General features: G+C 72.6%; 26 protein-coding genes. 16 read left to right on the plus strand and 10 right to left on the minus strand.

The annotated features are described in order from the left end of the window. Positions 1-28 precede the first annotated feature (28 nt). From ACH4TL_RS29450 to ACH4TL_RS29470, 5 genes are all read left to right on the plus strand, one after another. Positions 29-1,060, plus strand: a complete 1,032-nt coding sequence (locus tag ACH4TL_RS29450) for a DUF4429 domain-containing protein (RefSeq protein WP_398321739.1) — start codon at positions 29-31, stop codon at positions 1,058-1,060. Positions 1,061-1,198: 138 nt separating this feature from the next. Continuing rightward, a complete protein-coding gene (locus tag ACH4TL_RS29455; RefSeq protein ID WP_398321742.1) occupies positions 1,199-2,551 on the plus strand; it encodes a sensor histidine kinase in 1,353 nt (450 codons plus the stop codon). Next, positions 2,548-3,231, plus strand: coding sequence for a response regulator (locus tag ACH4TL_RS29460; protein WP_398321745.1), 684 nt, complete (start codon positions 2,548-2,550; stop codon positions 3,229-3,231). The genes ACH4TL_RS29455 and ACH4TL_RS29460 overlap by 4 nt, the downstream gene beginning before the upstream one ends. Before the next feature lie 104 nt (positions 3,232-3,335). Then, on the plus strand, positions 3,336-3,956 hold the full coding sequence (locus ACH4TL_RS29465) for a hypothetical protein (protein ID WP_398321748.1): 621 nt from the start codon (positions 3,336-3,338) through the stop codon (positions 3,954-3,956). A 124-nt stretch (positions 3,957-4,080) separates the two neighbouring features. After that, entirely contained in the window at positions 4,081-5,268 is a 1,188-nt protein-coding gene (locus ACH4TL_RS29470; RefSeq protein ID WP_398321751.1) for an alpha/beta hydrolase, read from the plus strand. Positions 5,269-5,293: 25 nt separating this feature from the next. Here ACH4TL_RS29470 and ACH4TL_RS29475 read toward each other — a convergent pair whose 3' ends face one another. Continuing rightward, a complete protein-coding gene (locus ACH4TL_RS29475; RefSeq protein ID WP_398321754.1) occupies positions 5,294-5,773 on the minus strand; it encodes a MerR family transcriptional regulator in 480 nt (159 codons plus the stop codon). Positions 5,774-5,909: 136 nt separating this feature from the next. Between ACH4TL_RS29475 and ACH4TL_RS29480 the strand changes: the two genes are divergently transcribed. Continuing rightward, positions 5,910-6,722, plus strand: a complete 813-nt coding sequence (locus tag ACH4TL_RS29480; protein ID WP_398321757.1) for a serine hydrolase domain-containing protein — start codon at positions 5,910-5,912, stop codon at positions 6,720-6,722. Positions 6,723-6,756: 34 nt separating this feature from the next. Here ACH4TL_RS29480 and ACH4TL_RS29485 read toward each other — a convergent pair whose 3' ends face one another. Then, positions 6,757-7,473, minus strand: a complete 717-nt coding sequence (locus ACH4TL_RS29485; protein WP_398321760.1) for a GntR family transcriptional regulator — start codon at positions 7,471-7,473, stop codon at positions 6,757-6,759. A gap of 57 nt (positions 7,474-7,530) precedes the next feature. Here ACH4TL_RS29485 and ACH4TL_RS29490 point away from each other — a divergent pair, with 57 nt between their 5' ends. Then, on the plus strand, positions 7,531-8,838 hold the full coding sequence (locus ACH4TL_RS29490; protein ID WP_398321763.1) for an L-fuconate dehydratase: 1,308 nt from the start codon (positions 7,531-7,533) through the stop codon (positions 8,836-8,838). A gap of 23 nt (positions 8,839-8,861) precedes the next feature. Here the strand turns inward: ACH4TL_RS29490 and ACH4TL_RS29495 are convergent, their stop codons facing one another. After that, positions 8,862-9,530, minus strand: a complete 669-nt coding sequence (locus tag ACH4TL_RS29495; protein ID WP_398322155.1) for a pirin family protein — start codon at positions 9,528-9,530, stop codon at positions 8,862-8,864. Positions 9,531-9,640: 110 nt separating this feature from the next. On the opposite strand from ACH4TL_RS29495, the gene ACH4TL_RS29500 reads away from it, so the two are divergent. The 5 genes from ACH4TL_RS29500 to fabF all read left to right on the plus strand — a co-directional run bounded on the left by ACH4TL_RS29500 (position 9,641) and on the right by fabF (position 14,573). Then, the gene (locus ACH4TL_RS29500) at positions 9,641-10,825 is read left to right on the plus strand and encodes a PucR family transcriptional regulator (RefSeq protein WP_398321766.1); all 1,185 of its coding nucleotides are present in this window, start codon (positions 9,641-9,643) and stop codon (positions 10,823-10,825) included. A gap of 89 nt (positions 10,826-10,914) precedes the next feature. Continuing rightward, on the plus strand, positions 10,915-11,874 hold the full coding sequence (locus ACH4TL_RS29505) for an ACP S-malonyltransferase (RefSeq protein WP_398321769.1): 960 nt from the start codon (positions 10,915-10,917) through the stop codon (positions 11,872-11,874). Between the two features lie 21 nt (positions 11,875-11,895). After that, positions 11,896-12,906 (plus strand): ketoacyl-ACP synthase III, encoded by a 1,011-nt coding sequence (locus ACH4TL_RS29510; protein ID WP_398321772.1) that lies wholly within the window; start codon positions 11,896-11,898, stop codon positions 12,904-12,906. 82 nt (positions 12,907-12,988) lie between these two features. Beyond that, positions 12,989-13,237, plus strand: coding sequence for an acyl carrier protein (locus tag ACH4TL_RS29515; RefSeq protein ID WP_009718247.1), 249 nt, complete (start codon positions 12,989-12,991; stop codon positions 13,235-13,237). A gap of 70 nt (positions 13,238-13,307) precedes the next feature. Next, entirely contained in the window at positions 13,308-14,573 is a 1,266-nt protein-coding gene (gene fabF / locus ACH4TL_RS29520; protein WP_398321776.1) for a beta-ketoacyl-ACP synthase II, read from the plus strand. 61 nt (positions 14,574-14,634) lie between these two features. Here fabF and ACH4TL_RS29525 read toward each other — a convergent pair whose 3' ends face one another. Next, positions 14,635-15,558 (minus strand): NAD(P)-dependent oxidoreductase, encoded by a 924-nt coding sequence (locus tag ACH4TL_RS29525; protein ID WP_398321779.1) that lies wholly within the window; start codon positions 15,556-15,558, stop codon positions 14,635-14,637. Between the two features lie 47 nt (positions 15,559-15,605). Further along, a complete protein-coding gene (locus tag ACH4TL_RS29530; RefSeq protein ID WP_398321782.1) occupies positions 15,606-16,100 on the minus strand; it encodes a DUF3145 domain-containing protein in 495 nt (164 codons plus the stop codon). Positions 16,101-16,426: 326 nt separating this feature from the next. Here ACH4TL_RS29530 and ACH4TL_RS29535 point away from each other — a divergent pair, with 326 nt between their 5' ends. After that, positions 16,427-17,311 (plus strand): SGNH/GDSL hydrolase family protein, encoded by an 885-nt coding sequence (locus tag ACH4TL_RS29535; RefSeq protein WP_398321785.1) that lies wholly within the window; start codon positions 16,427-16,429, stop codon positions 17,309-17,311. 15 nt (positions 17,312-17,326) lie between these two features. On the opposite strand, the gene ACH4TL_RS29540 is transcribed toward ACH4TL_RS29535, so the two are convergent. Beyond that, positions 17,327-19,888 (minus strand): beta-glucosidase, encoded by a 2,562-nt coding sequence (locus ACH4TL_RS29540; protein ID WP_398321788.1) that lies wholly within the window; start codon positions 19,886-19,888, stop codon positions 17,327-17,329. Positions 19,889-19,963: 75 nt separating this feature from the next. Here ACH4TL_RS29540 and ACH4TL_RS29545 point away from each other — a divergent pair, with 75 nt between their 5' ends. Beyond that, on the plus strand, positions 19,964-20,599 hold the full coding sequence (locus ACH4TL_RS29545) for a TetR/AcrR family transcriptional regulator (protein WP_398321791.1): 636 nt from the start codon (positions 19,964-19,966) through the stop codon (positions 20,597-20,599). A gap of 4 nt (positions 20,600-20,603) precedes the next feature. Here the strand turns inward: ACH4TL_RS29545 and ACH4TL_RS29550 are convergent, their stop codons facing one another. The 4 genes from ACH4TL_RS29550 to ACH4TL_RS29565 all read right to left on the minus strand — a co-directional run bounded on the left by ACH4TL_RS29550 (position 20,604) and on the right by ACH4TL_RS29565 (position 23,620). Beyond that, on the minus strand, positions 20,604-20,888 hold the full coding sequence (locus ACH4TL_RS29550) for a hypothetical protein (RefSeq protein ID WP_398321794.1): 285 nt from the start codon (positions 20,886-20,888) through the stop codon (positions 20,604-20,606). Positions 20,889-21,084: 196 nt separating this feature from the next. Next, positions 21,085-22,164, minus strand: coding sequence for a hypothetical protein (locus tag ACH4TL_RS29555; protein WP_398321797.1), 1,080 nt, complete (start codon positions 22,162-22,164; stop codon positions 21,085-21,087). 379 nt (positions 22,165-22,543) lie between these two features. Further along, on the minus strand, positions 22,544-23,107 hold the full coding sequence (locus tag ACH4TL_RS29560) for a DUF6299 family protein (protein WP_398321800.1): 564 nt from the start codon (positions 23,105-23,107) through the stop codon (positions 22,544-22,546). 180 nt (positions 23,108-23,287) lie between these two features. Next, positions 23,288-23,620 (minus strand): hypothetical protein, encoded by a 333-nt coding sequence (locus tag ACH4TL_RS29565; protein ID WP_398321803.1) that lies wholly within the window; start codon positions 23,618-23,620, stop codon positions 23,288-23,290. Positions 23,621-23,854: 234 nt separating this feature from the next. On the opposite strand from ACH4TL_RS29565, the gene ACH4TL_RS29570 reads away from it, so the two are divergent. Continuing rightward, on the plus strand, positions 23,855-25,015 hold the full coding sequence (locus ACH4TL_RS29570) for a mandelate racemase/muconate lactonizing enzyme family protein (protein WP_398321806.1): 1,161 nt from the start codon (positions 23,855-23,857) through the stop codon (positions 25,013-25,015). Next, positions 25,012-26,025, plus strand: coding sequence for a zinc-binding dehydrogenase (locus ACH4TL_RS29575; protein ID WP_398321808.1), 1,014 nt, complete (start codon positions 25,012-25,014; stop codon positions 26,023-26,025). Before ACH4TL_RS29570 ends, ACH4TL_RS29575 begins: the two co-directional genes overlap by 4 nt. Positions 26,026-26,067: the final 42 nt, after the last annotated feature.

Genomic DNA, 26,067 nt, shown 5'->3' on the forward strand with positions numbered 1-26,067 from the left:
CGGGCCACCGCCGCATACGATGAGCCGCATGGGTGATGTGCTGGCCGGTTTTCAGACCGTCTGGGAGTTCGACACCGACTCCGTGCTCATCCGCTTCGAACGGGGGATCCGCACGCCGAAGCTGTTCCAGGCGCTCGGCGAACGGCATATCCCCTACGAGGCGCTGTCCGCGGTCGATCTCGCTCCCGGTAAACGCGGAACAGTGGTGCTGCGCGCGGTGCCCAGACCCGGCGCCGATCCGCTGATGGACGTCGCCGACGGGCAGCTCAGAGAGGGGTACGACCCGTACCGTCTGGTGCTGCCCGCCGAGCGCGCGTCCCTCGCCGAGTACTACGCCGAGGAGATACGGGCCGCGCTCGGGCCCGGCGCCGGCACAGCCGCCGAGTCCCATCTGGTGGCGGCGCCCGCTGCGCCGCGGTCCTTCAAGGCGTACGACGGCAAGGCGTCCTTCGACGGCAAGGCGGTGTCGTTCCGCTGGTTCTGGACGGGCGCGTCGTCGGCGAAGTGGAAGGCCGGGGACCAGCGGTTCCGGATCGACGAGCTGGCCGGGGTGGAGTGGCGCTCGCCCGAGAACCGGGGCTCGGGCGGCGCGGCCGCGAAGGCGGCGGCTCCGGCGGACGATCCGGAGGCACCGGATCAGAAGGCCACCGCCGGGAAGACCACCGCCACCAAGACCTCAGGCGCGAAGACCTCGGGCTCCAAGGGCTCGACCACCAAGAGCGGCGGGTACGGCCATCTGCGGCTGGTGCCGCGCGGCGCCGAGGACCAGCCCGCGGGCCGCCCCGACCACGACCCGGCGGCCGTGGTGTTCGGGATGGGGTACGGGCTGGTCCACGAGTCGCTGCCGTTCGCCGCCGCCGTCCTGGAGGCCGTACAGGCGTCCGCCCCCGCACCGTGCGCCGAGGGCGCCCCCGCGCCCGCCCGCACCCCGGCCCAGGCGCGGCGCGACCCGGCCGACATCGCCGAGCGCATCCGCCACCTCGGCGAGCTGCACACGGCGGGGCTGCTGACGGACGAGGAGTTCAGCGCGAAGAAGGCCGAGCTGCTGGCCGAGCTGTAGAGCGAGGCCGCAGGGCGGGGCCGTGAACCGGGTGCCGGGAGGGGGAGCCGGGGGCGCGCCCCCTACCCAGGTATGAGCCATAAATCGACTCCCAGGTATGACGTGCGCCGGGAAAGCCGACCCTACGCTGAGGCGACCATGTCCTCCTCGCCCGCCTCGTCGACCGCCGCCCCGACCGGCTACTCCAGCGCGCACGAGAGCCTGCCCGCGGCCGCCCGGCGGCAGGCGGGCGGCCTGGCCCGGGCCCTGGTGACCCCCAGCTATCCGGCGACCCCGCTGCTCGCGCGGTCCTCCCGGCCCTGGCGGCGCAGGGCGCCGTACGCCGTCGCGATGCTCCTCACCGCGATCCTGGTCCCGGTCGGCGCCCAACTCCTGACCAACGACTACGGGGTGAGCGGGGGCATCGCCACCCTGCTGAGCCTGGTCCAGGCCACGCCGCTGCTGCTGGCGGTCACCCGCCCGCTCCAGGCGTGGTGGATCGTCGTCCTCGCCGATGTGACGACCGCGCTGGTGGTGCTCGGCACCTCCGACCTCCAGCACCGCGTCTGGCCCTGGCAGCCGCCCGCCATCGTCGGCTACCTCTTCCTCCTGCTCGCCCTCGCGCTGCGCGAACCGCGCCGCACCCTGGTGGCGGTGTGGCTGGTCACCGGGGGCGCCGGGCTCGCCCTCGGCATGGCGTTCCAGACCAAGAGCGACGGCAGCAACGTGCTGCTGTTCGTGCTCAGCGGCGTGGTGCTGCTGGTCGGCGGCGCGCTGCGGGAGCGCGGCGACGTGCAGCGGCGGCTGGCCGAGCAGGAGACCATCAGCGAGGCCGAGCGGGCCCACCGCACGCTACTGGAGGAGCGCGCCCGTATCGCCCGCGAGCTGCACGACGTCGTCGCCCACCACATGTCGGTGATCACGGTCCAGGCGGACAGCGCCCCGTACCGGATCGGCGGGCTGCCGCCCGAGGCGGAGCGGGAGTTCGGCACCATCGCCGCCACCGCCCGCGAATCCCTCGCCGAGATGCGACGGCTGCTGGGCGTGCTGCGCAGCGAGGAGACGCGCGGCGAGCGCACCCCGCAGCCCGGGCTGCGCCAGGTGCCGCAGCTGGTCGAGGCGACGGTACGGGCCGGGATACCCACCGAGCTGTCCATCGGCGACGAGGTGGCCGGCCTCGGCGCGGTGCCGCAGGCCGTGGACCTGTCCGCGTACCGGATCGTGCAGGAGGCGCTGGCCAACGTCGTGCGCCACGCCCCCGGCGCCGCCACCCGCGTCTCGGTCTCGGCGGCCGAGGACGGCTCCGGGCTGACCCTCCTCATCGTCAACGGCCCCCCGGCCGAGGGCCCCGCCAAACCCCTGGAGACCAGCGGCACCGGCCACGGTCTCGTCGGCATGGTCGAGCGCGTCCGCCTCGTCGGCGGCTCGCTCGACACCGGCCCGCTGCCGGACGGCGGCTTCCGGGTCGCCGCCCGGCTCCCCCTCGTCGATCCCGAAGAAACGGACACATGACCATCCGCGTGATCATCGTTGACGACCAGGCCATGGTCCGGGCGGGCTTCGCCGCGCTGCTCGCCGCGCAGAGCGACATCGACGTGGTCGGCGAGGCCCCGGACGGACGCCAGGGGGTGGACGTCAGCCGCAACACCCACCCGGACGTCGTCCTCATGGACGTCCGCATGCCCGAGATGGACGGCCTGGAGGCCGCCCGCCAGCTCCTCGAACCGCCCCGCGGCGTCACCCACCGCCCCAAAGTGCTCATGCTCACCACCTTCGACGTGGACGACTACGTCTACGAGGCGCTGCGCGCCGGTGCCAGCGGCTTCCTCCTCAAGGACGCGCCACCGGCGGATCTGATCTCGGCGGTCCGCGTCGTCGCCGCGGGCGAAGCGCTCCTCGCGCCGTCCGTGACCCGCCGCCTGATCGCCGAATTCGCCCGCCAGCGGCCCGCCCCCCGGCGCAACGCCTCCCTCCTGCGCCGCAGCAGCCTCACCCCGCGGGAGACGGAGGTCCTGGAGCTGATCGCGCGCGGCCTGTCCAACCAGGAGATAGCGGAGGCGCTGGTCCTCGCCGAACAGACCGTCAAGACCCACATAGGCCGCGTCCTCGCCAAACTCGGCCTCCGCGACCGCGCCCAAGCGGTGATCTTCGCCTACGAGTCGGGCCTGGTCACCCCGGGCAGCGGCGGTTAGGAGGCAGCCCGGACCATGCCCGAGAACGGCGCCTGCCCCGGTGTCAGAGGGATGCGGGACGATGCCCGCACGGATCGACACAGCGCTCAACCGGGGGACCGATCATGGGAATGTCCAGTTTCTGGGCGATGGGGGCGTACGGCGATGAGGACGTCGCGGAGTTGGCGCCCCGCGCGCTCCCGGCGATCGAGGCCACGGCGGCCCGCGCGCTTGCGGTGGGCGCCTGGAAACGCTGGGAGCGGGACGTCGCCCGCGGCGGCGGGGCAGTGCCGTTGAACAGGCCCGACGGCTACGGCACCGAGGAGGCGCTGCATCTGTTCCGCATGGTCGACGACTCCGCCTTCGACGCCATGGATTCGACCGGCGAGCTGCACGTGATGGAGTGGTGGGACCGTTTCGACGACGGCGTCGATCCGTACGTCACGTCCGTCCGCAAGGGCAACCCGGTCGCGGCCCTCTTCCACGGCCTCGGCCCCGTCCGTGCGGCGGCGCTGCCCGGGTGGGCGGGCGACGCGGTGTTCACGTCCGCCGAGGTACGCCGCTTGCTGCCCACGGTCGAGGGGGTGCTGGCCCTCACGGGGGCCGAGCGCGTCCAAGTAGTGGCCCGGATCGACGAGTGGCTGTGCGACGAGGAACCGGAAGAACTCCTCGACGAACCGCTGCGGGTGTGGCGGGACGCGGCCGGGGCCGAGTTGGGGCTGCTGGCGTCCCGCATCTGGTTCTGAGGACGGGGCGGCGCACCCCCTACCCCGGTATGACATCCGATGTGGCACCGGGGGGTGACGCTTCGCCACCCGTCCGCTCCCTAGCTTTCCCTCCGCCACCGAGGGGAAGAGGGAAACCGCGGCCATGTCCCAGACGCTACGCACCAGGCACTACGCGCGACGCCTGATCACAGCGGCGCTCACCATCACCGTCATGGCGGGGACGGCCGGGTGGACCGTGGCGCACGAGGAGCAGGCCGTCACGGGGCCGCCGCCGGGGACCGGGCGGTGGCTGGCCGATCACTCGGTGGGCGGGCGGGAGCTGCCGGATCCGGAGAAGGCGTCGCCCGACCGCGTCGCGCGGTTCTTCGACGGGCTCGGCCGGGCGCAGCGGCAGGCGCTGGTGATCCGGCATCCCGATGTCGTGGGCAACCTCGACGGGGCGCCGCTCGCGCTGCGTTACGCGGCGAACGCGCGGGCCGTCCGGGCGGCGCGGGACGCGGAGCGGGCGGCGGATCCGGACAGCGCGCTGGCCGAGCGGTACGACGCGCTGCTCGCGCCCGGGCGGCAGATCCTGGCCTTCGATCCGCGCGGCCGCGGACAGGTCGCCGAGGTGTACGGGGACCTGGCGACGGCGCGGCGTACGGCGGTCGTCGTACCGGGGTCGGACATCGACCTGTCCACCTTCGACCGCACGCACGACCGGTACGGCGCCCCCGCCGGGATGGCGCGGTCGCTGCGGGCGCAGCTCGCGCGGGACGAGCCGGGGACCCGTACGGCCGTGGTCGCGTGGGTCGGGTACACCACCCCGGTCGGGCTCGGCCCTGACGCGGCGACCGATCGGCTGGCCAGGGCGGGGGCGCCGCGGCTTGACCGCTTTCTGGCGGGTCTCGCGGTGACCACGGCGGGGACAGCGGACGCGCCGCCCACCGTGTTCTGCCACAGCTACGGCTCGGTGGTGTGCGGGGCGGCCGCGGCCGCGATGGACCGCACCCGGGTGTCCGATCTGGTGGCCCTCGGCAGCCCCGGCATGGGCGTGGACGACGCCGATGACCTGGGTACGGAGGCCCGGGTGTGGGCGGCGCGGGACGGCTCCGACTGGATACGCCGGGTGACCGGCTACGACTTCATGGGGCTGGGCCACGGCAAGGACCCGACGGCCGCCGCCTTCGGGGCCCGCGTGGTCTCCGCGGACCACGCCGACGGCCACACCGGCTACTTCGCCCCGGGCACGGACTCGTTGCGCAACTTCGCGCGGATCGTCCTCGGCGACTTCGGGGCGGTGCGCTGCGGACACGCCGCCGCCCAGGACTGCCGCCATGACCTCGTATGACGCCGCCTGACGCCAACGATGCGGCCTACTGAGCCTCCGGCCTCCGGGCGTTGGCATAGATGCTGATCTTGAAGTCGAGGACGTCGAGGGTGCTCTCCAGCTCGGCGATCCGCTCCCGGACGTTCGCGCGGTGCGCGGTCAGCAGCTCCTCGCGTTCGGCGTAGGTGTGCTGGCCCTCCCGTACCAGCTCGGCGTAGCGGACCATGTCCGCCACCGGCATTCCGGTCAGCCGCAGCTTGCCGACGAGGTCGAGCCAGTCCAGGTCGCGGTTGGTGAAGCGGCGCTGGCCGGTGTGGGTGCGGTCCACGTGCGGCATCAGCCCGATCCGCTCGTACCAGCGCAGGGTGTGCGCCGTGAGCCCGGTGTGCTCGGCGACCTCGCTGATCGTGTACCGGTCCTGGCCGGTCGGCCGGGGGTGCGGGCGGCGTCCCACGCATGAGCGCGGCCGCGCCGAGGCCGGAGCCCGCTCCTGGTCCTGATCGAGTTCCTGCTCCATCACGGTCATGCCGTTCACCCTCTCGCCGTCGCCGAGCCGTCGCCGAAGCGCGAAGCCCTCGACGGTCTCAACGCTATGGGCTTCGAGTGCACTCCAAGCAAGCGCGGATTTGGCGGAATCTTGGTCGGCGATAGGCTCGGGCCCCATGGAGAGCCTGCGGATGATCGAGAACTGGCCGGTCCCGACGGCGGCGGCCGCCGTCGTACGCGCGGACGGCACCGTGGCCGGATCGTACGGCCCGGTCGGCCACAGATTCCCGCTGGCCTCGGTGACCAAGCCGCTCGCCGCGTACGCCGCGCTGGTCGCGGTCGAGGAGGGCGCGGTCGAGCTGGACGAGGCGGCCGGGCCCGAGGGCGCCACGGTGCGCCATCTGCTCGCCCACACCTCGGGGCTCGCCTTCGACGAGCACCGGACGGTCGCCGCGCCCGGCGACCGGCGGCTGTACTCCAACGCCGGTTTCGAGGTGCTCGGCGATCACATCGCCAAGGCGACGGACATCCCCTTCGGCGAGTATCTGCGGCAGGCGGTGCTGGAGCCGCTGGGCATGACCGCGACCGAGCTGACCGGCTCGCCCGCCAAGGACGCCGTCTCGACCGTCGAGGACCTGGTGCGCTTCGCCGCCGAGCTCCAGGCGCCGCGGCTGCTGGCGGCCGGGACGGTGGCGGAGGCGACGTCCGTGGTGTACCCGGGGCTGACCGGGGTGCTGCCGGGGTACGGGCACCAGAAGCCGAACGACTGGGGGCTCGGCTTCGAGATACGCGACGGGAAGTCGCCGCACTGGACGGGCGCCTCGTCCTCGCCGCGCACCTTCGGCCACTTCGGCCAGTCCGGGACGTTCCTGTGGGTGGACCCGGACGCGCGGGCGGCCTGCGTCGCCCTGACGGACCGGGCCTTCGGCCCGTGGGCGATCGAGGTCTGGCCCGTGCTCACCGACTCGGTGCTGGCCGAGCTGCGATAGCCCGCCGCCCGCTGTGATGCTGCTTCCTGGCAGCTCAGGCCAGGAAGCGCCGCGGCGGCACCTGGGGAGCACTCGCCGCATGAGGGTCGGCGAACGCCCTCGCGAACCTCTCGAACGAACTCCTGATGTGATCGGCCATGGCCTCCTCGGCCGCGTCCGGCTCGCATCCGCTGATCGCCGCGCTGATCCGCCGGTGCTCGACGACGGTGTTGGCCGTGTCGATCTCCTCGGGGTACAGCCGGAAGGTGTGCAGATGGCAGTGGGTCTGCTCGTACGCCTGCGCCACCACTGAGTTGTCCGACGCCGCGATGACGGCCGCGTGGAACGCGGCGTCGTGCGCCACCAGCTCCTGCCGGACATCCCTGACGTCCGGATCGGGCTCCCCCTTCTCCCGCCCGGCCAGCGCGCCCTCGAAGGCGTCCAGCTGACGGCCGAGCGCGGCCCCCGGGTTGGTCAGCCGGTCCACCGCCACGGCCCGCGCCGCCCACGGCTCGACCAGCAGCCGGAACTCGAACAGCGCGCGCAGCCCTGGCAGGTCGAGCAGCGGTGTCGTGCTGTAGCCCCGCCCCGGCTGGTACGTGATCAGGTTGTCGCCCTCCAGGCGCTGAAGCGCCTCGCGCACCGGCGTCTGGGAGACGCCCAGGTCCCGCGCCAGAGCCACGATATTGATCTTGGTGTCGGGCGGGACCTCCCCTCCGATGATCAAGGAGCGCAGCCGGGCGTACACCTCGGTCGTCGGGGTTGACTTCATATAACATCCATCCTCAATCTATAGATATATGCAAGATTCTATAGAGAGCAGGGGCCGATGACCACGATCACCGCCGTGGACGTCCTCGACGTCCGCTTCCCCACCTCGGAGACGGCCGACGGATCCGACGCGATGAACAAGGACGGCGACTACTCGGCGACATACGTCGTCCTGCGCACCAGCGACCCCGAGCTGTCGGGGTTCGGGCTCACGTTCACCATCGGCCGCGGCAACGACCTGTGCGTGGCCGCCGCCGAGCAGCGCGCCCGCCCGCTGCTGGGGCGCGACGTCGAGGACCTCACCTCCGACCTCGGCGGCATCTACCGCGAGCTCCAGTCCGACTCGCAGCTGCGCTGGCTCGGCCCCGAGAAAGGCGTCGTGCACCTCGCCCTCGCGGCGGTCATGAACGCGGTCTGGGACCTCGCCGCCCGCCGGGCCGGGCTTCCGCTGTGGAAGCTCCTGGCGACGATGACGCCCGCCGAACTCGTCGACGCCGCCGACCTGCGCTACCTGTCCGACGTCCTGCCCCGCGAGGAGGCGATCGCCCTCCTCACCCGGCAGGCCGGTACCCGCGAGGAGCGCATCGCGCGGCTGGAGAAGACCGGATACCCCTCGTACACCACGTCCGCCGGGTGGCTCGGCTACTCCGACGACAAGCTGCGCAGGCTGTGCCAGGAGGCCGTCGACGCGGGATACCGCCACGTCAAGCTGAAGGTGGGCGGGAACCTGGAGGACGATGTGCGGCGGTGCGCCATCGCCCGGGAGGTCATCGGCGGCGACGCCCATCTGATGATCGACGCCAACCAGGTCTGGGACGTGCCCGAAGCCATCGACTGGGTCCGCGCGCTCGCCGAGTTCACACCGTTGTGGATCGAGGAGCCCACCAGCCCCGACGACATCCTCGGGCACGCCCGGGTGCGTGAGGCGGTGGCCCCGATCGGGGTGGCCACCGGGGAGCACGGCATGAACCGGGTGCTGTTCAAGCAGCTCTTCCAGGCCGAGGCGCTGGACTACTGCCAGCTGGACGCCTGCCGCCTGGGCAGCGTCAACGAGGTGCTGGCCGTGCTGTTCATGGCGGCGAAGTTCGGCGTTCCGGTGTGCCCGCACGCGGGCGGGGTGGGGCTGTGCGAACTCGTGCAGCACCTCTCGGTGTTCGACTTCGTGGCCGTCTCGGGGAGCCTCGACGGCCGGGTCACGGAGTTCGTGGACCACCTCCACGAGCACTTCACCGACCCCTGCGTCGTCCTCGACGGCGCGTACGTCCTGCCGCGGCAGCCCGGCTACAGCGCCCGCATGCACGACGCCTCGCTGGCCGAGTACGCCTTCCCCGACGGCACGTACTGGGCCGGGCGCTCCCGGTCCTGAAACGCGCGGTCGGCCCCAGCCGTCTAGCCGTACACCGGCTCCGCGCGCATCTCCCACACCAGCAGCTCCGCCGCCGCCCCCACCGCGCACGCCTCCGCGTCCCGCGCGTCCGTGAGGCGGGCCGCGTCGCCCGCCGCCAGGGTCTCGTCCCCGATCCGCACCGCACCGCGCACCACATGCGCGTACACCCACGGCGCGTCCGGCAGCGCGGTGCGCTCGCCATCGCCGAGGCGCCGTACGTGGAGCACCGCCTCGGCGCGGGCCAGGGCGTACGGGGTGCCGTCGGCGATGCCGCGGACGACCTCGTACTCCGGCTCGGCGCCGACCGCGCCCGACGCCAGCCACATCTGAACGAAGGTGAGCGGCGCCGCGGACTCGTTGCGCTCCGAGTGGCGTACGCCGCCGCCCGCGCTCAGCCGCTGGACGTCGCCGGGGCGGACCACGGTCCGGTGGCCGGTGGAGTCCTCATGGGTGAGTTCGCCCTCGACGACCCAGGTCACGATCTCCAGATCGCGGTGCGGGTGTTCGGCGAAGCCCGCGCCGGGGGCGAGATGCTCCTCGTTGCACGCGACGAGGAGCCCGAACCGCACGTTGTCCGGGTCGTAGTGTCCAGAGAAGGAAAAGGCGTGGCGCGTCTCGACGCCCGCTCCGTCCCCGCCCGGATACCGTGCACCGGACCGCTGTACCCACATCATCCGGTCCACGGTAGTGCGCCCCTGACCGGCCCGTCCCGCCCCCGTCCCTACCTGCGCGTAGCCTCCCGCCCCCAGCGTTCACCCTCCGATAAGGCAGTCTTGTCCTCGTGCCTGAACCAGCCGCGAACACCCCGCATCCGCACAGTGCCACCCTGCGACGTCTGGAGAAGTCGTCCGGGAAGCTCGCCGCCGCCGCCATCGCGCGGATGGACGAGCAGCTGCCGTGGTACAGGGCGATGCCACCGGAGAACCGCTCCTGGATCGGGCTGGTGGCGCAGGCGGGTATCGCGGCCTTCACGGAGTGGTTCCGGCATCCGGAGGCACCGCAGGCGATCAGCACCGATGTGTTCGGTACGGCGCCGCGCGAGCTGACCCGGGCGATCACGCTGCGGCAGACGGTGGAGATGGTCCGTACGACCATCGAGGTCATGGAGTCGGCCATCGACGAGGTGGCGGCTCCCGGCGACGAGGCGGTGCTGCGCGAGGCGCTGCTGGTGTACGCGCGGGAAATCGCCTTCGCCACCGCCCAGGTGTACGCGCAGGCCGCCGAGGCACGCGGCGCCTGGGACGCCCGGCTGGAGTCGCTGGTGGTGAACGCGGTGCTGTCCGGGGAGGCCGACGAGGGCGCGCTGTCCCGGGCGGCGGCGCTCGGCTGGAACTCGCCCGAGCATGTGTGCGTACTGCTGGGCACCGCGCCCGACGGGGACAGCGAGCTGACGGTGGAGGCGATCCGGCGGGCCTCCCGCCACGCCAAGCTCCAGGTGCTCACCGGAGTGCTCGGCAACCGGCTGGTGGTGGTGGCGGGCGGTTCGGACAATCCGCTCCAGGCGGCGAAGGCGCTGATCGGGCCGTTCGCCGCGGGCCCGGTGGTGGCCGGTCCCGTGGTGTCGGATCTGCTGGCGGCCACCCGCTCGGCGGCGGCCGCCGCGGCCGGTCTGAAGGCGTGCACGGCCTGGCCGGACGCCCCGCGTCCGGTGCTGGCGGACGACCTTCTTCCGGAACGCGCGATGGCCGGGGACCCGGCCGCCCGCGCCCAGCTGGTGGAGGAGATCTACAGACCGCTGGAGGAGGCGGGCTCGGCGCTGCTGGAAACGCTGAGTGTGTACCTGGAGCAGGCGAGCAGTCTCGAAGGCGCCGCCCGGATGCTTTTTGTTCACCCCAACACCGTGCGCTACCGGCTACGACGTGTGACCGACGTCACCGGATGGTCACCATCCGACGTGCGGTCGGCGTTCACACTACGGATAGCCCTGATCCTCGGGCGTCTTGCCGACGGGGACATATTTCCGTAGCCCTTTGTTGGACCTCGACAATTCCCTTGACCGTTCTTCGTCCTTGTCCCCACGGGCGGGCGGGACCACCCACAAGAGAGAGTGTGAGAGTGCTCGTACTCGTCGCTCCCGGCCAGGGCGCCCAAAAGCCCGGCTTCCTGACCCCCTGGCTCGACCTCCCCGGCGTCACCGAACGCCTGCGGTGGTGGTCGGCCGTCTCCGGCCTGGATCTGGTCCACTACGGGACCGAGGCCGATGAGGAGGAGATCCGCGACACCGCGGTGGCCCAGCCGCTGCTGGTGGCCGCCGGACTCGTCTCCACCCGGGCGCTGTTCGCCGACGTCCCGCACCGCCTCCAGGACGTGGTCGGCGCCGCCGCGGGCCACAGCGTCGGCGAGATCACCGCGGCCGCGGCCACCGGTGTCCTGAACGACGAGGCCGCCATGGTGCTGGTGCGCCGGCGCGGACTGGCGATGGCCGAGGCCGCGGGCCGCGCCGAGACCGGGATGGCCGCCATACTGGGTGGTGAACAGGAGACGGTCGTCGCGCACCTCGACAAGCTCGGGCTGACCCCGGCCAACGTCAACGGCGCCGGGCAGATCGTCGCCGCGGGCACCGCCGAGCAGTTGGCGGCGCTGGCCGAGGACAAGCCGGAGGGCGTGCGCCGCGTCGTACCGCTCAAGGTGGCGGGAGCGTTCCACACCGACCACATGGCCCCGGCTGTGGCCACGCTGGAGTCCCTGGTCGCGGGCGTGCCGATCGCCGACCCGGGTACGGCGTACGTGTCCAACCGGGACGGCGGGGTCGTGGCGTCCGGCGCCGAGGTGATCCAGCGCATGGTCGCCCAGGTGTCCAACCCGGTCCGCTGGGACCTGTGCATGGAGACGTTCCAGAAGCTGGGCGTCACCGCGATGATCGAGGTGGCTCCGGGCGGGACCCTCACCGGCATTGCCAAGCGGGCCCTGCCGGGCGTGGCGACGCTGGCACTCAAGACTCCGGAGGACCTCGACGCGGCACGCGCGCTGATCGCCGAGCACGCCGTACCCGCCGCCGACACCCCGGCCGTATAGCCGAATAGGAGTTCCGAGAGCATGACCGCGAAGATCAGGCCCAGCAAGGGCGCCCCGTACGCGCGCATTCTCGGCGTCGGCGGCTACCGCCCCACCCGGGTGGTGCCGAACGAGGAGATCCTGAAGCACATCGACTCCTCGGACGAGTGGATCCGTTCCCGCTCGGGCATCGCCACCCGCCACTGGGCCGGTCCGGACGAGACGGTCGCCCAGATGTCCGTCGAGGCGGGCGGGAAGGCCATCGCCGACGCGGGGCTGACGCCCGAGCAGATCGGCGGCGTGGTCGTCTCGACCGTCTCGCACATGAAGCAGACCCCGGCGGTCGCCACCGAGATCGCCCATCTGCTGGGCACCGGCAAGCCCGCCGCGTTCGACATCTCCGCGGGCTGTGCGGGCTTCGGCTACGGGCTGACCGTAGCCAAGGGCATGGTCACCGACGGCACGGCGGAGTACGTCCTGGTCATCGGCGTGGAGCGGCTCTCGGACCTGACCGACCTGGAGGACCGGGCGACGGCGTTCCTGTTCGGCGACGGCGCGGGCGCCGTGGTCGTCGGCCCGTCCAAGGAGCCCGCGATCGGCCCGACCATCTGGGGCTCGGAGGGCGACAAGTCCGACACCATCAGCCAGACGCTGCCCTGGGACGTCTACCGCGACCACTCCACCGACGAGGTGCGCTTCCCGGCGCTGCGCCAGGAGGGCCAGGCGGTCTTCCGCTGGGCGGTGTACGAGATGGCGAAGGTCGCCCAGCAGGCCCTGGACGAGGCGGGAATCAGCGCGGACGACCTCGACGCGTTCATCCCCCACCAGGCCAACATGCGGATCATCGACTCGATGATCAAAACCCTCAAGCTGCCGGAGCACGTCACGGTCGCCCGTGACGTGGAGACCACCGGCAACACCTCCGCCGCCTCCATTCCGCTCGCCATGGAGCGGCTGCTGGCGACGGGGCAGGCGAAGAGCGGCGACACCGCGCTCGTCATCGGCTTCGGGGCGGGTCTCGTCTACGCAGCGACGGTCGTTACCCTCCCATAGGCTCTCTAGCCCAGATCCACGCAGTCCCGGACGAGTCGGGCGCTGCACACCCACCGCAACACATCGAAGAAGGAGCGCCGCAATGGCCGCCACGCAGGAGCAGATCCTCGAAGGTCTCGCCGAGATCGTCAACGAGATCGCCGGTATCCCGGCCGAGGACGTCGCGCTGGACAAGTCCTTCACCGACGACCTGGACGTCGACTCGCTGTCCATGGTCGAGGTCGTCGTCGCCGCCGAAGAGCGCTTCGACGTGAAGATCCCGGACGACGACGTCAAGAACCTGAAGACCGTCGGCGACGCCGTCGACTACATCCTGAAGCACCAGGGCTGAGCCGAGCGTCCGTCGCCACCCACGCGGTGGCAGAGGTCCAGCACCTCCTACGTAGGAGTGAAGAATTCCTGTGAACTCGACCAATCACACCGTGGTCGTCACCGGTGTTGGTGCCACGACGCCGCTGGGTGGCGACGCCTCGTCGACCTGGGAAGGACTGATCGCCGGTCGATCCGGCATCAGCCTGATGGAGCAGGACTGGGCGGCCGACCTGCCGGTCCGCATCGCCGCGAGCATCGCGGTGGACCCCGGCACCGTCCTGCCGCGCCCGCAGGCGCGCAAGCTCGACCGGTCGGCGCAGTTCGCGCTGATCGCGGCCCGTGAGGCATGGGCCGACGCGGGCTTCACCGGCAAGGCCGGCGAGGACCCGTCGGTCGACCCGGACCGGCTGGGCGCGGTCGTCGCCTCCGGCATCGGCGGCGTGACCACCCTGCTCGACCAGTACGACGTGCTGCGCGAGAAGGGCGTCCGCAAGGTGTCCCCGCACACCGTGCCGATGCTGATGCCCAACGGCCCGGCGGCCAACGTCGGACTGGAGGTCGGCGCCCGCGCCGGTGTCCACACCCCGGTCAGCGCGTGTGCGTCCGGCGCCGAGGCCATCGGCTACGCCATCGAGATGATCCGCAGCGGCCGCGCCGATGTGGTCGTCGCGGGCGGCACCGAGGCGTCCATCCACCCGCTGCCCATCGTCGCCTTCGGCAACATGATGGCGATGTCCAAGAACAACGACGACCCGCAGGGCGCCTCGCGTCCCTTCGACGTCAACCGCAACGGCTTCGTCATGGGCGAGGGGTCGGGCGTCATCGTCCTGGAGTCGGCGGAGCACGCCGCCGCGCGCGGCGCCCGGGTGTACGCGGAGGCGGTCGGCCAGGGCATCTCGGCCGACTCCCACCACATCACCCAGCCGGAGCCGTCCGGCAACGGCATCGCGCACGCGCTCCAGAACCTGATGGACAGCACCGACCTGAAGCCCGTCGAGATCGCGCACATCAACGCGCACGCGACCTCGACGCCGCAGGGCGACGTGGCCGAGATCAAGGCGCTGCGCAAGATCTTCGGTGACGACGTGGACCACATGGCGATCTCCGCCACCAAGTCCATGACGGGACATCTGCTGGGCGGCACCGGCGGTGTGGAGACGGTGGCCAGCGTGCTCGCGCTGCACCACCGGCTCGCCCCGCCGACGATCAACCTCGATGAGCTGGACCCCGAGGTGGACGCGGACGTCGTGCGCGCCGAGGCGCGGGCGCTGCCGGGCGAGGGCCCGATCGTGGCGCTGAACGACTCGTTCGGCTTCGGCGGCCACAACGTGGTGCTGGCCTTCCGCACCGTCTGAGGCGGCGATACGGACGAAGGGCGCGCCTCCGGCTCCGGCCGGGGGCGCGCCCTTGCGCGTATCAGCCCTGGTCGCCGTCCCGGTCGCCGTCCTGGTCGCCGTCCTCGAAGCTGGCGAAGTACGAGGCGATCATGTCCTCGTCGCCGTGGCCCTGGCCGACGGCGCGCCGGAACCGCTCCGCGCCCGCGGCCGCCAGGTCCAGCCGTACGCCGGACCGCTGCCCCGCCTCGACGATCAGCCGGGCGTCCTTCTCGGCGGTCCTGACCGCGAAGCTGGGCGCGAGGTCGCCGCCCAGCAACTGGCCCGCCTTGGCGTGCAGATAGCCGTTGTCCAGCGGGCCGCCCGCGATGGCGTCGAAGAAGCCCTGCGGCTCCACACCGAGCCCCTTGGCGAGGGCGAGCGCCTCGGCGGTGCCGTGGGTGATGGCGAGGATCCAGCTGTTGATGACGAGCTTGAGCCGGGTGGCCGCGCCCTCCTCGCCGGTGTCGCCGATCCACACCGTACGGCTGCCGATCGCGTCGAAGACCGGCGCCGCGGCGGCGCGGGCGGCGGGCGGACCGGCGGCGAGGACGACGAGCTGGCCGTTCTCGGCGGGCTGCTTGGTGCCGAGGACGGGCGAGTCGAGGAGGATCAGATCGTGCTCACGGGCGAACGCGGCGAGCGAGTCGAGCCCGTCGAGCCCCGCGGTGGTGGCCTGGACCCACACCGTGCCGGGGCGCAGCGCGGGGGCGGCCTGGCGCATCGCCTCCAGGGCGGCCGGGCCGTCGTGCAGGATCGTCAGAACGGCGTCGGCGCCGTCCACGGCCTGCGCGGGGGTGTCGGTGACGCGTACACCGTCGGGGATGAGCGGTTCGGCCTTGGCACGGGTGCGGTTCCACGCGCGGACGTCGAGTCCGGCGCGGGCGAGGTTGCGGGCCATGCCGGAGCCCATGATGCCGGTGCCGAGCACCGCGACGGAGGTCGCGGCCGGGAGTTGTTCGGTCATCTCCTCACGCTAGGGCGTGGAGTGCGCTCGAAGCGAAGACCGAGGGGTCAGACGACCTGGTGCAGCCAGCGGACGGGGGCGCCCTCACCCGCGTAGCGGAACGGCTCCAGTTCGTCGTCCCACGGCTTGCCGAGCAGCTTGGCGATCTCCGCCTGGAGGTCGCCCTCGCCCCGGGCGGAGCGGCCCAGCGCGGCGCGCAGCCGGTCCTCGGGGATCAGGATGTCGCCGTGCATGCCGGTGACGGCGTGGAAGATGCCCAGTTCGGGGGTGGCGCTGTAGCGCTCGCCCTCGGCGGTGGCGCAGGGCTCGGCGGTCACCTCGAAGCGCAGCAGATGCCAGCCGCGCAGCGCGGAGGCCAGCTTGGAGGCCGTACCGACCTCACCCTGCCAGGAGAACTCGGCGCGCCAGGTGCCGTTGGCGGCGGGCTGCTTGATCCAGTCGAGGGTGACGCGCACACCGAGTACGCCCGCGATGGCCCATTCGACGTGCGGGCACAGCGCGCGCGGAGCGGAGTGCACATACAGAACTCCACGTGTCGTCACCGGGGCCTCCTGTGCGGTTCGAGGTGCGCCTTCCCCAGCGGCCTCGCGCCCGTACCGGTCACGCCCGGGACAGCACACGACATTCTGCCCTAATGATCACCCTCGCACCAGTCCCGAGGTTACCTGCGGTGAAATTTATCGGGCAGAATTCTCTAGAAAAGGGACAGGATGTGACGCAGCGTAATGTGACGGTATCGCAATGCTCTTTCTGGTGCTGGGCTGATGCCCAACTGCCACAAGAAAAACGTACCGCGCGGACCGGCCAGAGGAGTGACGTACCGTCGGTCCAGGATAGTTATCACCCAACAGTCGGAGGGGGAACAGTCATGCGGGCCAGCGCACCACGCGGGAAGCAGCGGACCACCGTGCGTACCGGTGTCGTCCTGCTCACGACGGCGGCCATCCTGAGCACGGCGGGCTGTTTCGGCAGCTCCGACGATCCCTCCCGGAACGGGCCGAGCCGGGGCGGCAAGCATGCCGCCGAGGGCCCCGTGTGGAACACCCGCCCCAGCTCCATCGCCTCCCTGGGCGACTCCGTCACCCGGGGCTTCGACGCCTGCTCGGTGCTCTCCGACTGTCCCCGGGTCTCCTGGTCCACCGGCACCGACGTGGACAGCCTCGCCCAGCGGCTGCGGTCGGGCGCGCGCAGCTGGAACTACGCCAAGACCGGCGCGGTCATGGCCGATCTGCCGGGCCAGATGCAGGCGGCCGCGGTGCGCAAGCCGCAGCTGGTGACCGTGATGATCGGCGCCAATGACGCCTGCCGGGACTCGGTCGACGCCATGACCCCGACGGATGAGTTCCGCTCGACCTTCACCTCGGCCCTCACCCGGCTGCGCCGCGAGGTGCCGAAGACGCAGGTGTACGTCGCGAGCGTCCCGGATCTGAAGCGGCTGTGGTCGCAGGGGCGGAAGAACGTGCTGGGGCGGCAGATCTGGAAGCTGGGCATCTGCCCGTCGATGCTGAAGGACTCCGACGCGATGGACGCGGCGTCGACGGAGCGGCGGCAGCGGGTGGACAAGCAGGTGGACGACTACAACAAGGCGCTGAAGGACGTCTGCGGGAAGGACCCGCTGTGCCGCTACGACAGCGCCGTGCACAAATACCGCTTCACGGAGCGCGAGTTGAGCAAGTGGGACTGGTTCCACCCCAGCAAGGTGGGTCAGCAGCAGCTGGCCGCGATGGCCTACCGCCGCATCACCAGCCCCTAGACCTCCTCAGTCCCCTCAGGACACCACCACCCGTGCCGTGAGGCGGAGGTCGGCCACGCTGCGGCCCGCCGCCGCCGTGTACGGGCCGGGGACCAGGCGCCAGGCGTCCGCCGCCTCGTCCCAGATCTCCGCCGCGCGGCGCCGCACCGGGATCGCCACCTCGACCGTCTCCCCCGGCCCTGCCTCCGCGGTCGCGAAGCCCGCAAGGCACCGGGCGGGGCGGTCCTCCGGGTCGCCGGACGGCGGGGCCAGATAGAGCTGGACCACTTCCCGGCCGGGCCGGGAGCCCACGTTGCGCACCCGGACCGTGACCGTGCCCAGATCGCCCGGTCGGCCGCCCACGGAATCGCCCATGTGGGTGTCCGCCGCGGCGCCGGTGGGGTCGCCCGCGGGGGTGAAGTCCACCGCCTCGTACGCCCAGTCGGTGTAGCCGAGGCCGTGGCCGAACCAGTACGCCGGGGCGGCCGCCTCGTGCCGCTCCCACGCCCGGTAGCCGATGAAGACGCCCTCGTCGTAGGAGAGTTGGCCGTCACTCGGGGTCACCTGGCTGACGGGCGCGTCCGTCAGCCGTACCGGCCAGGTCGTCGGGAGGCGGCCGCCCGGCTCCTCGGCGCCGAGGAGGACGTCCGCGAGGGCGGCGCCCGCCTCCTGGCCAGGGAACCAGCCGAGGAGGACCGCGGCGACGTCCTCACGCCAGGGCATCTCCACCGGTGAGCCCGCGTTGACGACCACCACGGTCGGGGTGCCGGTGGCGGCGACGCGGCGCACCAGCTCGTCCTGGCGGCCCGGCAGCCGCAGATCCTTGCGGTCGAAGCCCTCGCTCTCGACGCTCTCCGTGGTGGCGACCACGACCACGGCGGTCTCGGCGGCGGCCGCCGCGGCGACGGCCTCCTCGATCAGCTCCTGCGGATCGCGCTCGGGGGCGCGGTGCACCAGGCTGAAGCAGACGGCCGGCCAGTTCGACTCCTCCGACTTGGCGATCGTGCTCATGAGGCTGACCTCGACCGGCTCACCCTCGGTCAGCTCGGCCCGTCCGCGCGGCACGGGCGAGCCGAAGAACGCCTCGAACGGGTCCTCGGCCTCCTCCATCGCCTGGTGCCCGTCGAACAGCACCTCACCGCCGACGACCAGCCGGAAGCCGCCGAGCCCACGGGTGCCGAAGGAGTGCGCCCCGCTCTCGCGCGGGGTGAAGGTGCCGGTGACCTCGACGGTGTGCAGCTCCTCGTACGCGACGCCGTCGGGGAAGTCGCCGAGCCACTGCACCTGCCCGCTGGGCAGCCGGGATTCGCCCAGCACCCGCCCGTCCTCGGCGCGGACGACGGCGCGCAGCGCGAAGCCCTGCCCGGCGGGGGCGAGTTCATCGGTGGGGTCGGCCCCCACGGCGTAGCTCAGCGAGACGTCGGCGGGCAGCGCGGCGCGCAGCCCGTCCAGCGGGGAGACCACATGCTCGGGGAAGACCAGCGCCGAGCCGCCGCCGAGCACCCGGGCATCCCGGGCGGCGGCGCCGATGAGCGCCAGGGACCGGAGGCCGGAGGGCCCGCCCGGGCTGAGCGGCAGCACCCGCGTCTCGTTGCGCAGCAGCACGAAGGACCGCCGGGCGATCTCGCGGGCGAGCGCGTCGCCGTCGATCGGGCCCGGCCGGTCGGCGGGGGCGACGGCGGGCTCCGCGCCGTCGAGGGCGCCGACCCGGGCGGCCAGGGTCAGCACCCGCCGCACCGCGTCGTCCACGTCCGACTCGGCCACCAGGCCGTCGCGCACGGCGGCGGCCAGCGCCTCCCCGTAGACGGTCCGCGGGCCGGGCATGGCGACGTCGAGCCCGCCCGTCAGCGCCCCGGTGGTGTCCCTGGCGGCCGTCCAGTCGGAGACGATGAAGCCGTCGAACCCCCACTCGCCGCGCAGCACGCCCCGCTGGAGGGCGCGGTGCTCGGTCATCGTGGCGCCGTTGACCCCGTTGTAGGCGGCCATCACGCCCCAGGGGCGGGCGTCCTTGACGATGGCTTCGAAGGGCGCGAGATACAGCTCGCGCAGCGCCCGCGCGCCCACCCGGTTGTCGACGGTGAAGCGCTCGGTCTCCGCGTCGTTGGCCACGAAGTGCTTGACGGTGGTGCCCACCCCGCCGTCCTGGACGCCGCGCACATAGCCGGTGCCGATCGCGCCGGTGAGATACGGATCCTCGCTGTACGCCTCGAAGTGACGGCCACCCAGCGGCGAACGGTGCAGATTCACGGTCGGGGCCAGCAGCACGTGCACCCCCTTGCGCCGCGCCTCCTGGGCCAGCAGCCGCCCCGCGCGGCGGGCCAGGGCCGGGTCCCAGGTGGCGGCGAGGGCGGTGGGGCTGGGCAGGGCTATGGAGGGGTCGTCGGCGGTCCAGCGCACGCCCCGTACGCCGATCGGACCGTCCGACATCACCAGGGAGCGCAGCCCGATGGCGGGGACGGCGGGAAGGGACCACATGTCCTGCCCGGCGAGCAGCCGGGCCTTGGTCTCCAGATCGAGCGCGCCGAGCGCCTTTTCGACGACACCGCTCACGCCCGCACTGATCGCATCTGCCACGGTCGGCCTCCTCAGGTCGCCCATATCGTGGACCCGATTCCCTGTAACCCGGTAGGTACCGTTATCATTTCGTTATCAAACCTGCCCTACGGTACTCCCATGGAGAAGGTGGAGAAGCCAGGGAAGCCGGAGAAGCCGGACGACGACGCGCCGACCCGGCGCGGTCAGGAGCGGCGCGCGGAGATCGTCCGCTGCGCCCTCGACGTCATCGCCGAGCGCGGCTACCGGGGCGCCACGCTGAGCGCGGTGGCCGAGCGCGCCGGGCTCACCCAGCAGGGGCTGCTGCACTACTTCCCCACCAAGGAAGCGCTGCTCATCGCCGTGCTGGCCGAGCGCGACCAGTGGGACACCGGCGCCGCCCGCCGCGACGGCGGCGGCAGCTGGCCGCTGGAACTGCTCGCCTCCCTGGTGGAGTACAACGCGATGCGCCCCGGCGTCGTGCAGACCTTCTCCGCGCTGCTGGGCGAGAGCGTCACCGAAGACCACCCCGCGCGCGACTGGTTCGCCCGCCGCTACGAGCGGGTGCGCGCCGACATGGCGGACAGCCTGCGCGGCGAGTTCGGCGACCGGCTGCCCGGCGGGCTCACCCCGGAGGGCGCGGCGCCGCTGCTGGTCGCGATGTTGGACGGGCTCCAGTTCCAGTGGCTGCACGACCCGGACGCGGTGGACATGCCCGCCCTCTTCCGCGCCTTCGTCGCCCTGTTGCGGCAGGGCGACGAAGGCGCGGCCGACTAGCGCTTCACGGGGTGGGCGCCGGGCAGTCGTACCGCTCCTCCGGCCCCCACTTCTTGCGGATGTCGGTCGCCGTGACCGCCCCGCACAGCAGCGCTGACCGCGGCACGCCCTCGGGCTCGCCGTGCAGGACGGCCACCAGCTTGTCGGCGGTCAGCCGCCCGCCCCCGGCCACCCCGTGGGCGTCGATCCGGCCGGTCGCCCCGTTGAAACCACTGCTGCCCAGGCCCTGGTAGAGCACGGCCTGCACCAGCGCCCGGTCGAGCCGCCCGTCCCGCTTCCCGCTGCCCACCCATGCCTCGTCGATGGCCTGGGACAGATAGCACAGGGCGTCCCAGGCCAGCGGGGAGTGCCCACACCTGCTCAGTCCCCAGGAACGGTTCTGGCCCAGCAGCAGAACGAACGGGCCGGCCCGGAGCTGTACGGATCCTTCGGATCGGCGACCAGCATCACCCGGCGCGCCTTCGCCGGGGCGCGACCGGGCCGGGTCACCATCGCCGCCCCCCGGACGAAGGCCGCCATGATCTCTGGCCGGCGCGGGAGTCGACGGGCGCGAGCTGGTAGTAGTGCGGGCCCTGGGAGAGCAGGGAGCCGGCCGTGCCCGAGGTGCCGATCACGGGGATGCCCGCCGCGTCCAGCCTGCGGATCGCGGAGTACGTGGAGCCGCGGCTCTGGCCGAGGCCGACGGCGCCGACGATCGACGGGTCGCGCCGGGCGAGCTGGACGATGGAGTCGGCGACGGCCGGGGCGTCCTCGAAGAGACGGCCCGCGTTGGCCACCAGCACCCGCACCGGAACCCGGTCGTCCGACGTCAGCGCCAGGGCGTTGACATGGGCCTGGGCGAGCGCGATCCCGCGCAGCTCGGGCAGGATGCCGCCGCGCACCGGATCGTCGGCGCCCGCGCCACCGCTGAACGGGCCGATGTAGACGACGGTGCGATAGCGCGGCGCCGCCTCCCCGCGCCGGCCCATCGCGGCGTCGACGTCGCTGTTCTGCCCGTCGATCTGTTCCAGCACCTCGCGGAGCTGCCGCTCGTTGGTGCCCCGGGCGAACTGCTTGCCCGTCGTCACCCCGACGCACTGGCCGTCCTTGCCCAGGAAGGTCTGGCCCGCGCAGCTGTCACCGTCCCCGCCCCACAGGGGCCGGTAGATGCCGCCTGCCACCAGCCCCAGGGCGATCAGCGCGGCGACCGCCACCCCCGCGATCTCGGTGCGCGGGCCCCAGCGGCGGGACGGCGCGAGCAGGGTGGGACGGCGGCCGAGCCAGTACGACGCCCGCTCGTCGTCCTCCGGGCCCTCGCTCACCGGCACCACGATCCCGGTGGGCTGGCCCGCGCGCATGCCCTGCCGCTCGACCAGCTCCAGCTCGGCGCCCGCGTGGGCCAGGTCGGCCGCCTCGATGTCCGGGATGCGGGACGCCAGCGAGCGCGCCCCGGCCGCGATCGCGATCACCGACGTACAGCGCAAGTCCTCGACGGCGGAGCGCAGTTCGCGCAAGAAGCGCTGCACCCGCGAGTCCAGCGCCCCGGCCTCATCGAAGAGCAGCACGAACCGGGTGGTGCGGCGCATCCGCCACGGGTTGTAGCGGCGGCGGATCGGCGGCGGGCGGGAGCGCAGGTACGTACGCGTGCGGCGCCAGCACCTCGCTGCGGCCGCGCAGCCGCGACCGCAGCCCTCCCACGATCCTCCGGCCGGCCCGCCCGGCGCCCTCCTCCGTCAACAGCACCACCGGCACCCCGGCTGCGGCTGCGCCGTGGCTGGATGACCAGCTTGTCGAGCGCCTCGACGAAGCGCTCGACACCCGGATACGCCGGGATGCGGTCCTGCGGTTCCCCCGTCGCCATCGTCCCCGTTCCCCCTCTTTCTGCCCGCCTCTGAACAAAGGCGGTGGAAACCAGGGATATCCCCCGTGGGAAAGGGGCTCAAGCGCGGCGACAGGGGGCGGGTGTCACATCTCGCGCGCCTCCAGCGTGATCTCGCGCTCCCCCGTGGCCACGGCCCGCGGAAGCGGAAGCTGCTGCTGGAGCTCGAACCTCAGCAGGCTGCTCTCCACATACGCCGGGCCCGGTACGAACCCCCCGCCCGCGGGCTCCTGCACCGACCAGCGGTGCGTCAGGCCGTCGCAGATCGCCGATCCGCCGCCGATCCCTTCCCGCACCGTGCCCTGGGTGAGCGTGACGAGGATGTCGGCGCGCGGCATGACCGCGCCGTCCCGCAGACAGCGGTACGTGCCCGACAGGGCGACGAGCCCGGCGCCGCCCACGTACCCGATGCGGTCCACGGTGACGTTGTTGCCCCACGGCAGCGGCAGGCCCTGCCGCCCCATCCCCGGCACCCCGGAGAGCCCGGCCCCGGCCCCGGCTCCGGCCTCGGCCCCGGCACCGACGGACGGGGCGGCGGGGGCCGGGGCGGGCGACGGGGCGGGAGCCGGGGCCGCGTGGGCGGCGGGGGTGAGGGGCGCGGCGAGGAGCAGGCCGGTGACGGCACCGAGGAAGCGGCGGCGGTTGGGCATGGGGTACGGACCTCCGTGAGCGGGGGCGGATTCCCTGTGGGGGACGAAGTCCCTGTACAGCTATCGGGCGCGCGATGCGGCCCGCGGGAACCTCACCCCCGTGCGGCGTGTCCGATACCGCTGGGCGGGTGCCGTCCGCGGCGGCACGTTGACCTCCGCCCCCGCTCACCGCGACCGGAGCTATCCGGTGATGTTGCGGCAGCCCAGGCCGGTGCCGCCCAGCGCGGATCCGGGAGCGGCCGCACCGCTGAGGGCGGAGGCGCTGAGGGCCATCGGGCCACCGCCGTCGCCGGTCCCGCTGCTCGTGCCCCCGAATCCGCCTTCGCAGTGGTTCCGCTGCGTCGGACCGCCCCCGATGGCGATGCGCACCGCCTCGCCGAGGTCCGGACCCTGCGCCCGGGTGGCGTGGCCGGTCCCGTCCTCGTTGCCGTTGCCGCCCGCGTGGACGCCGCCGACGGCAACGGCCGCGGCAACGCACGCGCCCAGAACGACCGTTCGCAGTACTCTCTTCATCTGACCGCCTCTCTCGATGTCTTTTCATCACCCTCAGCGGCGCAGCCTGCCGGGCGGCGGAACACGATCGTCGTACCGACACGTCCGCGTCCGCCAAATGGCCCGGAGCGGGGAGGTCAGCGTTCGATAACCATTCGACGCAGGGCCATTGACACCCCTGACGCCCGGTGATTACCGTCACGCCAGGATTTCGAACGTGTGACGAAATATCGAACATCGCGAAGGGTCATAGCCTTGCGCATCACCGGAATCAGCACGCATGTCGTCGGCACTCCCTGGCGCAATCTCACCTATGTGCAGGTCCACACCGATGAGGGCATCACCGGCGTCGGCGAAACCCGCATGCTCGGCCACACCGATGCGCTCCTCGGCTATCTCCACGAGGCCGAGAAGAACCACATCGCCGGATCGGACCCGTTCGCGGTCGAGGACCTGGTGCGCCGCATGAAGTACGGCGACTACGGCCGCGCGGGCGAGATCGTGATGTCCGGGATCGCCTGCGTCGAGATGGCCTGCTGGGACATCAAGGGCAAGGCGCTCGGGGTGCCGGTCTGGCAGCTGCTCGGCGGCAAGGTGACCGACCGGGTCAAGGCGTACGCGAACGGCTGGTACACGGTCGAGCGCACCCCCGAGGCGTTCCACAAGGCGGCCACCACGGTGGTCGAGCGCGGCTACCGGGCGCTGAAGCTGGACCCGTTCGGCACCGGCCACTTCGAGCTGGACCACGCCGAGACGCTGCACTCGATCTCGCTGGTCGAGGCGGTGCGGGGCGCGATCGGGCCGGACGCGGAGCTGCTGGTGGAGATGCACGGGCGGTTCAGCCCGTCGACCGCCGTGCGGGTCGCGGGCGAGCTGGAGCGGTTCCGGCCGTCGTGGCTTGAGGAGCCGGTGCCGCCGGAGAACCTGAAGGCGCTCGCGAAGGTCACGGAGAAGACGAACCTGCCGATCGCGACGGGCGAGCGCATCCACGACCGGATCGAGTTCCGCGAGCTGTTCGAGTCGCAGGCCGCCGACATCATCCAGCCGGACGTCGGCCACATCGGCGGCATCCTGGAGACCCGCAAGCTGGCCGCGACCGCCGAGACCCACTACGTGCTGGTCGCGCCGCACAACGTCGGCGGTTCGGTGCTGACCGCCGCGTCGCTCCAAGTCGCTGGCTGCACGCCGAACTTCAAGATCCTGGAGCACTTCAACGACTTCGCCGACGCGGAGATCAAGAAGGTGGTCAAGGGCGCGCCGCAGGTCGTGGACGGCTACTTCGAGCTGTCGCACGAGCCGGGCCTCGGCGTGGAGCTGGACACGGACGCGGCCGCCGAATTCCCGCAGCAGCAGGCGCACTTCGACCTGTGGGCCGAGGGCTGGGAGAAGCGGGACCCCAAGGGCGGCAAGCAGTGACCGCGCTCGTCCTCGACGCCCCCGGCGCGTTCCACCTGACCGAGACCGCCCCGGTCCCGCCCGGCGCCGGGGACGCGCTGGTGCGCGTCCACGCGTCCGGGATCTGCGGCAGCGACCGGGAGGTGTACGAGGGCAACCGGCCCGAGGGGTACGTCCGTTACCCCGTCACCCCCGGCCATGAGTGGTCCGGGACGGTCGAGGCGGTCGGCGCCGGTGTCCCCGACGCGCTGGTGGGCCGCAAGGTCGTCGGCGAGGGGTTCCGCAACTGCCAGGTGTGCGACCGCTGTCACGCCGGGGAGACCACGCTGTGCACGGCGGGGTACGAGGAGACCGGCTTCACCCAGCCGGGCGCGATGGCCACCACCCTGACCCTGCCCGCCCGGCTGCTGCACCCGCTGTCCGACGACGCCGACCTGACCGCGGCCGCCCTGCTGGAGCCCGCCGCGTGCATCGCGGCCGCCGCGCTCAAGGCGAACGCGCAGCCCGGGCAGCGGGTCGCGGTGGTGGGCACCGGGACGCTCGGCATGATCGCCGTGCAGTTCCTGGCCGCCGTCTCCCCCGCCGAACTGCTGGTGGTCGGGACCCGGCCGGACCGGGAGCAGCTGTCGCTGTCCTTCGGGGCCACGTCGTTCGTCACGAAGGACCGGCTGGAGGACGTCCGGGGCGGCTACGACATCGTCATCGAGACCGCCGGGTCCGCCTCGGCCGCCCGTACCTCGGCGGCCCTGCTGCGGCGCGGCGGACGGCTGGTGCTCACCGGCATCCCGGCGGCGGACACGGCGGACGGGCTCGACCCGACCGACCTGGTCGTCCGGCAGCTGGAGGTGCAGACCGTGTTCGGGGCCGCGCCTGACGCGTGGGCGCACGCGGTGCGGGTCTTCGACGCGGGGCTGCTGACGCTGCTGCCGCTGGTGACGCACGAACTGCCGCTCATCGACTTCGCCACCGCCATCGAGCTGGTGGGGAGCGGCGATCCGAAGGTGGGCAAGGTGCTGCTGCGCCCCGCATGATCCGTTCCCGCCCCGGCCGGGGCGCCGACAAAAACGCCCCGG

This window comes from Streptomyces sp. NPDC021115 (assembly GCF_044333065.1).
GTDB lineage: Bacteria > Actinomycetota > Actinomycetes > Streptomycetales > Streptomycetaceae > Streptomyces.

What these genes read in the sequence shown, in the direction of transcription:
- ACH4TL_RS29540 (WP_398321788.1), bottom strand. Translation starts at nt 19,888, where the DNA reads ATGGGCGACCTGAGGAGGCCGACCGTGGCAGATGCGATCAGTGCGGGC.
- ACH4TL_RS29535 (WP_398321785.1), top strand. Translation starts at nt 16,427, where the DNA reads ATGCGGGCCAGCGCACCACGCGGGAAGCAGCGGACCACCGTGCGTACC.
- ACH4TL_RS29470 (WP_398321751.1), top strand. Translation starts at nt 4,081, where the DNA reads ATGTCCCAGACGCTACGCACCAGGCACTACGCGCGACGCCTGATCACA.
- ACH4TL_RS29525 (WP_398321779.1), bottom strand. Translation starts at nt 15,558, where the DNA reads ATGACCGAACAACTCCCGGCCGCGACCTCCGTCGCGGTGCTCGGCACC.
- ACH4TL_RS29465 (WP_398321748.1), top strand. Translation starts at nt 3,336, where the DNA reads ATGGGAATGTCCAGTTTCTGGGCGATGGGGGCGTACGGCGATGAGGAC.
- ACH4TL_RS29475 (WP_398321754.1), bottom strand. Translation starts at nt 5,773, where the DNA reads ATGACCGTGATGGAGCAGGAACTCGATCAGGACCAGGAGCGGGCTCCG.
- ACH4TL_RS29545 (WP_398321791.1), top strand. Translation starts at nt 19,964, where the DNA reads ATGGAGAAGGTGGAGAAGCCAGGGAAGCCGGAGAAGCCGGACGACGAC.
- ACH4TL_RS29510 (WP_398321772.1), top strand. Translation starts at nt 11,896, where the DNA reads ATGACCGCGAAGATCAGGCCCAGCAAGGGCGCCCCGTACGCGCGCATT.
- ACH4TL_RS29565 (WP_398321803.1), bottom strand. Translation starts at nt 23,620, where the DNA reads ATGAAGAGAGTACTGCGAACGGTCGTTCTGGGCGCGTGCGTTGCCGCG.
- ACH4TL_RS29490 (WP_398321763.1), top strand. Translation starts at nt 7,531, where the DNA reads ATGACCACGATCACCGCCGTGGACGTCCTCGACGTCCGCTTCCCCACC.
- ACH4TL_RS29555 (WP_398321797.1), bottom strand. Translation starts at nt 22,164, where the DNA reads ATGCGCCGCACCACCCGGTTCGTGCTGCTCTTCGATGAGGCCGGGGCG.
- ACH4TL_RS29515 (WP_009718247.1), top strand. Translation starts at nt 12,989, where the DNA reads ATGGCCGCCACGCAGGAGCAGATCCTCGAAGGTCTCGCCGAGATCGTC.
- ACH4TL_RS29485 (WP_398321760.1), bottom strand. Translation starts at nt 7,473, where the DNA reads ATGAAGTCAACCCCGACGACCGAGGTGTACGCCCGGCTGCGCTCCTTG.
- ACH4TL_RS29480 (WP_398321757.1), top strand. Translation starts at nt 5,910, where the DNA reads ATGGAGAGCCTGCGGATGATCGAGAACTGGCCGGTCCCGACGGCGGCG.
- ACH4TL_RS29460 (WP_398321745.1), top strand. Translation starts at nt 2,548, where the DNA reads ATGACCATCCGCGTGATCATCGTTGACGACCAGGCCATGGTCCGGGCG.
- ACH4TL_RS29450 (WP_398321739.1), top strand. Translation starts at nt 29, where the DNA reads ATGGGTGATGTGCTGGCCGGTTTTCAGACCGTCTGGGAGTTCGACACC.
- ACH4TL_RS29495 (WP_398322155.1), bottom strand. Translation starts at nt 9,530, where the DNA reads ATGTGGGTACAGCGGTCCGGTGCACGGTATCCGGGCGGGGACGGAGCG.
- ACH4TL_RS29560 (WP_398321800.1), bottom strand. Translation starts at nt 23,107, where the DNA reads ATGCCCAACCGCCGCCGCTTCCTCGGTGCCGTCACCGGCCTGCTCCTC.
- ACH4TL_RS29455 (WP_398321742.1), top strand. Translation starts at nt 1,199, where the DNA reads ATGTCCTCCTCGCCCGCCTCGTCGACCGCCGCCCCGACCGGCTACTCC.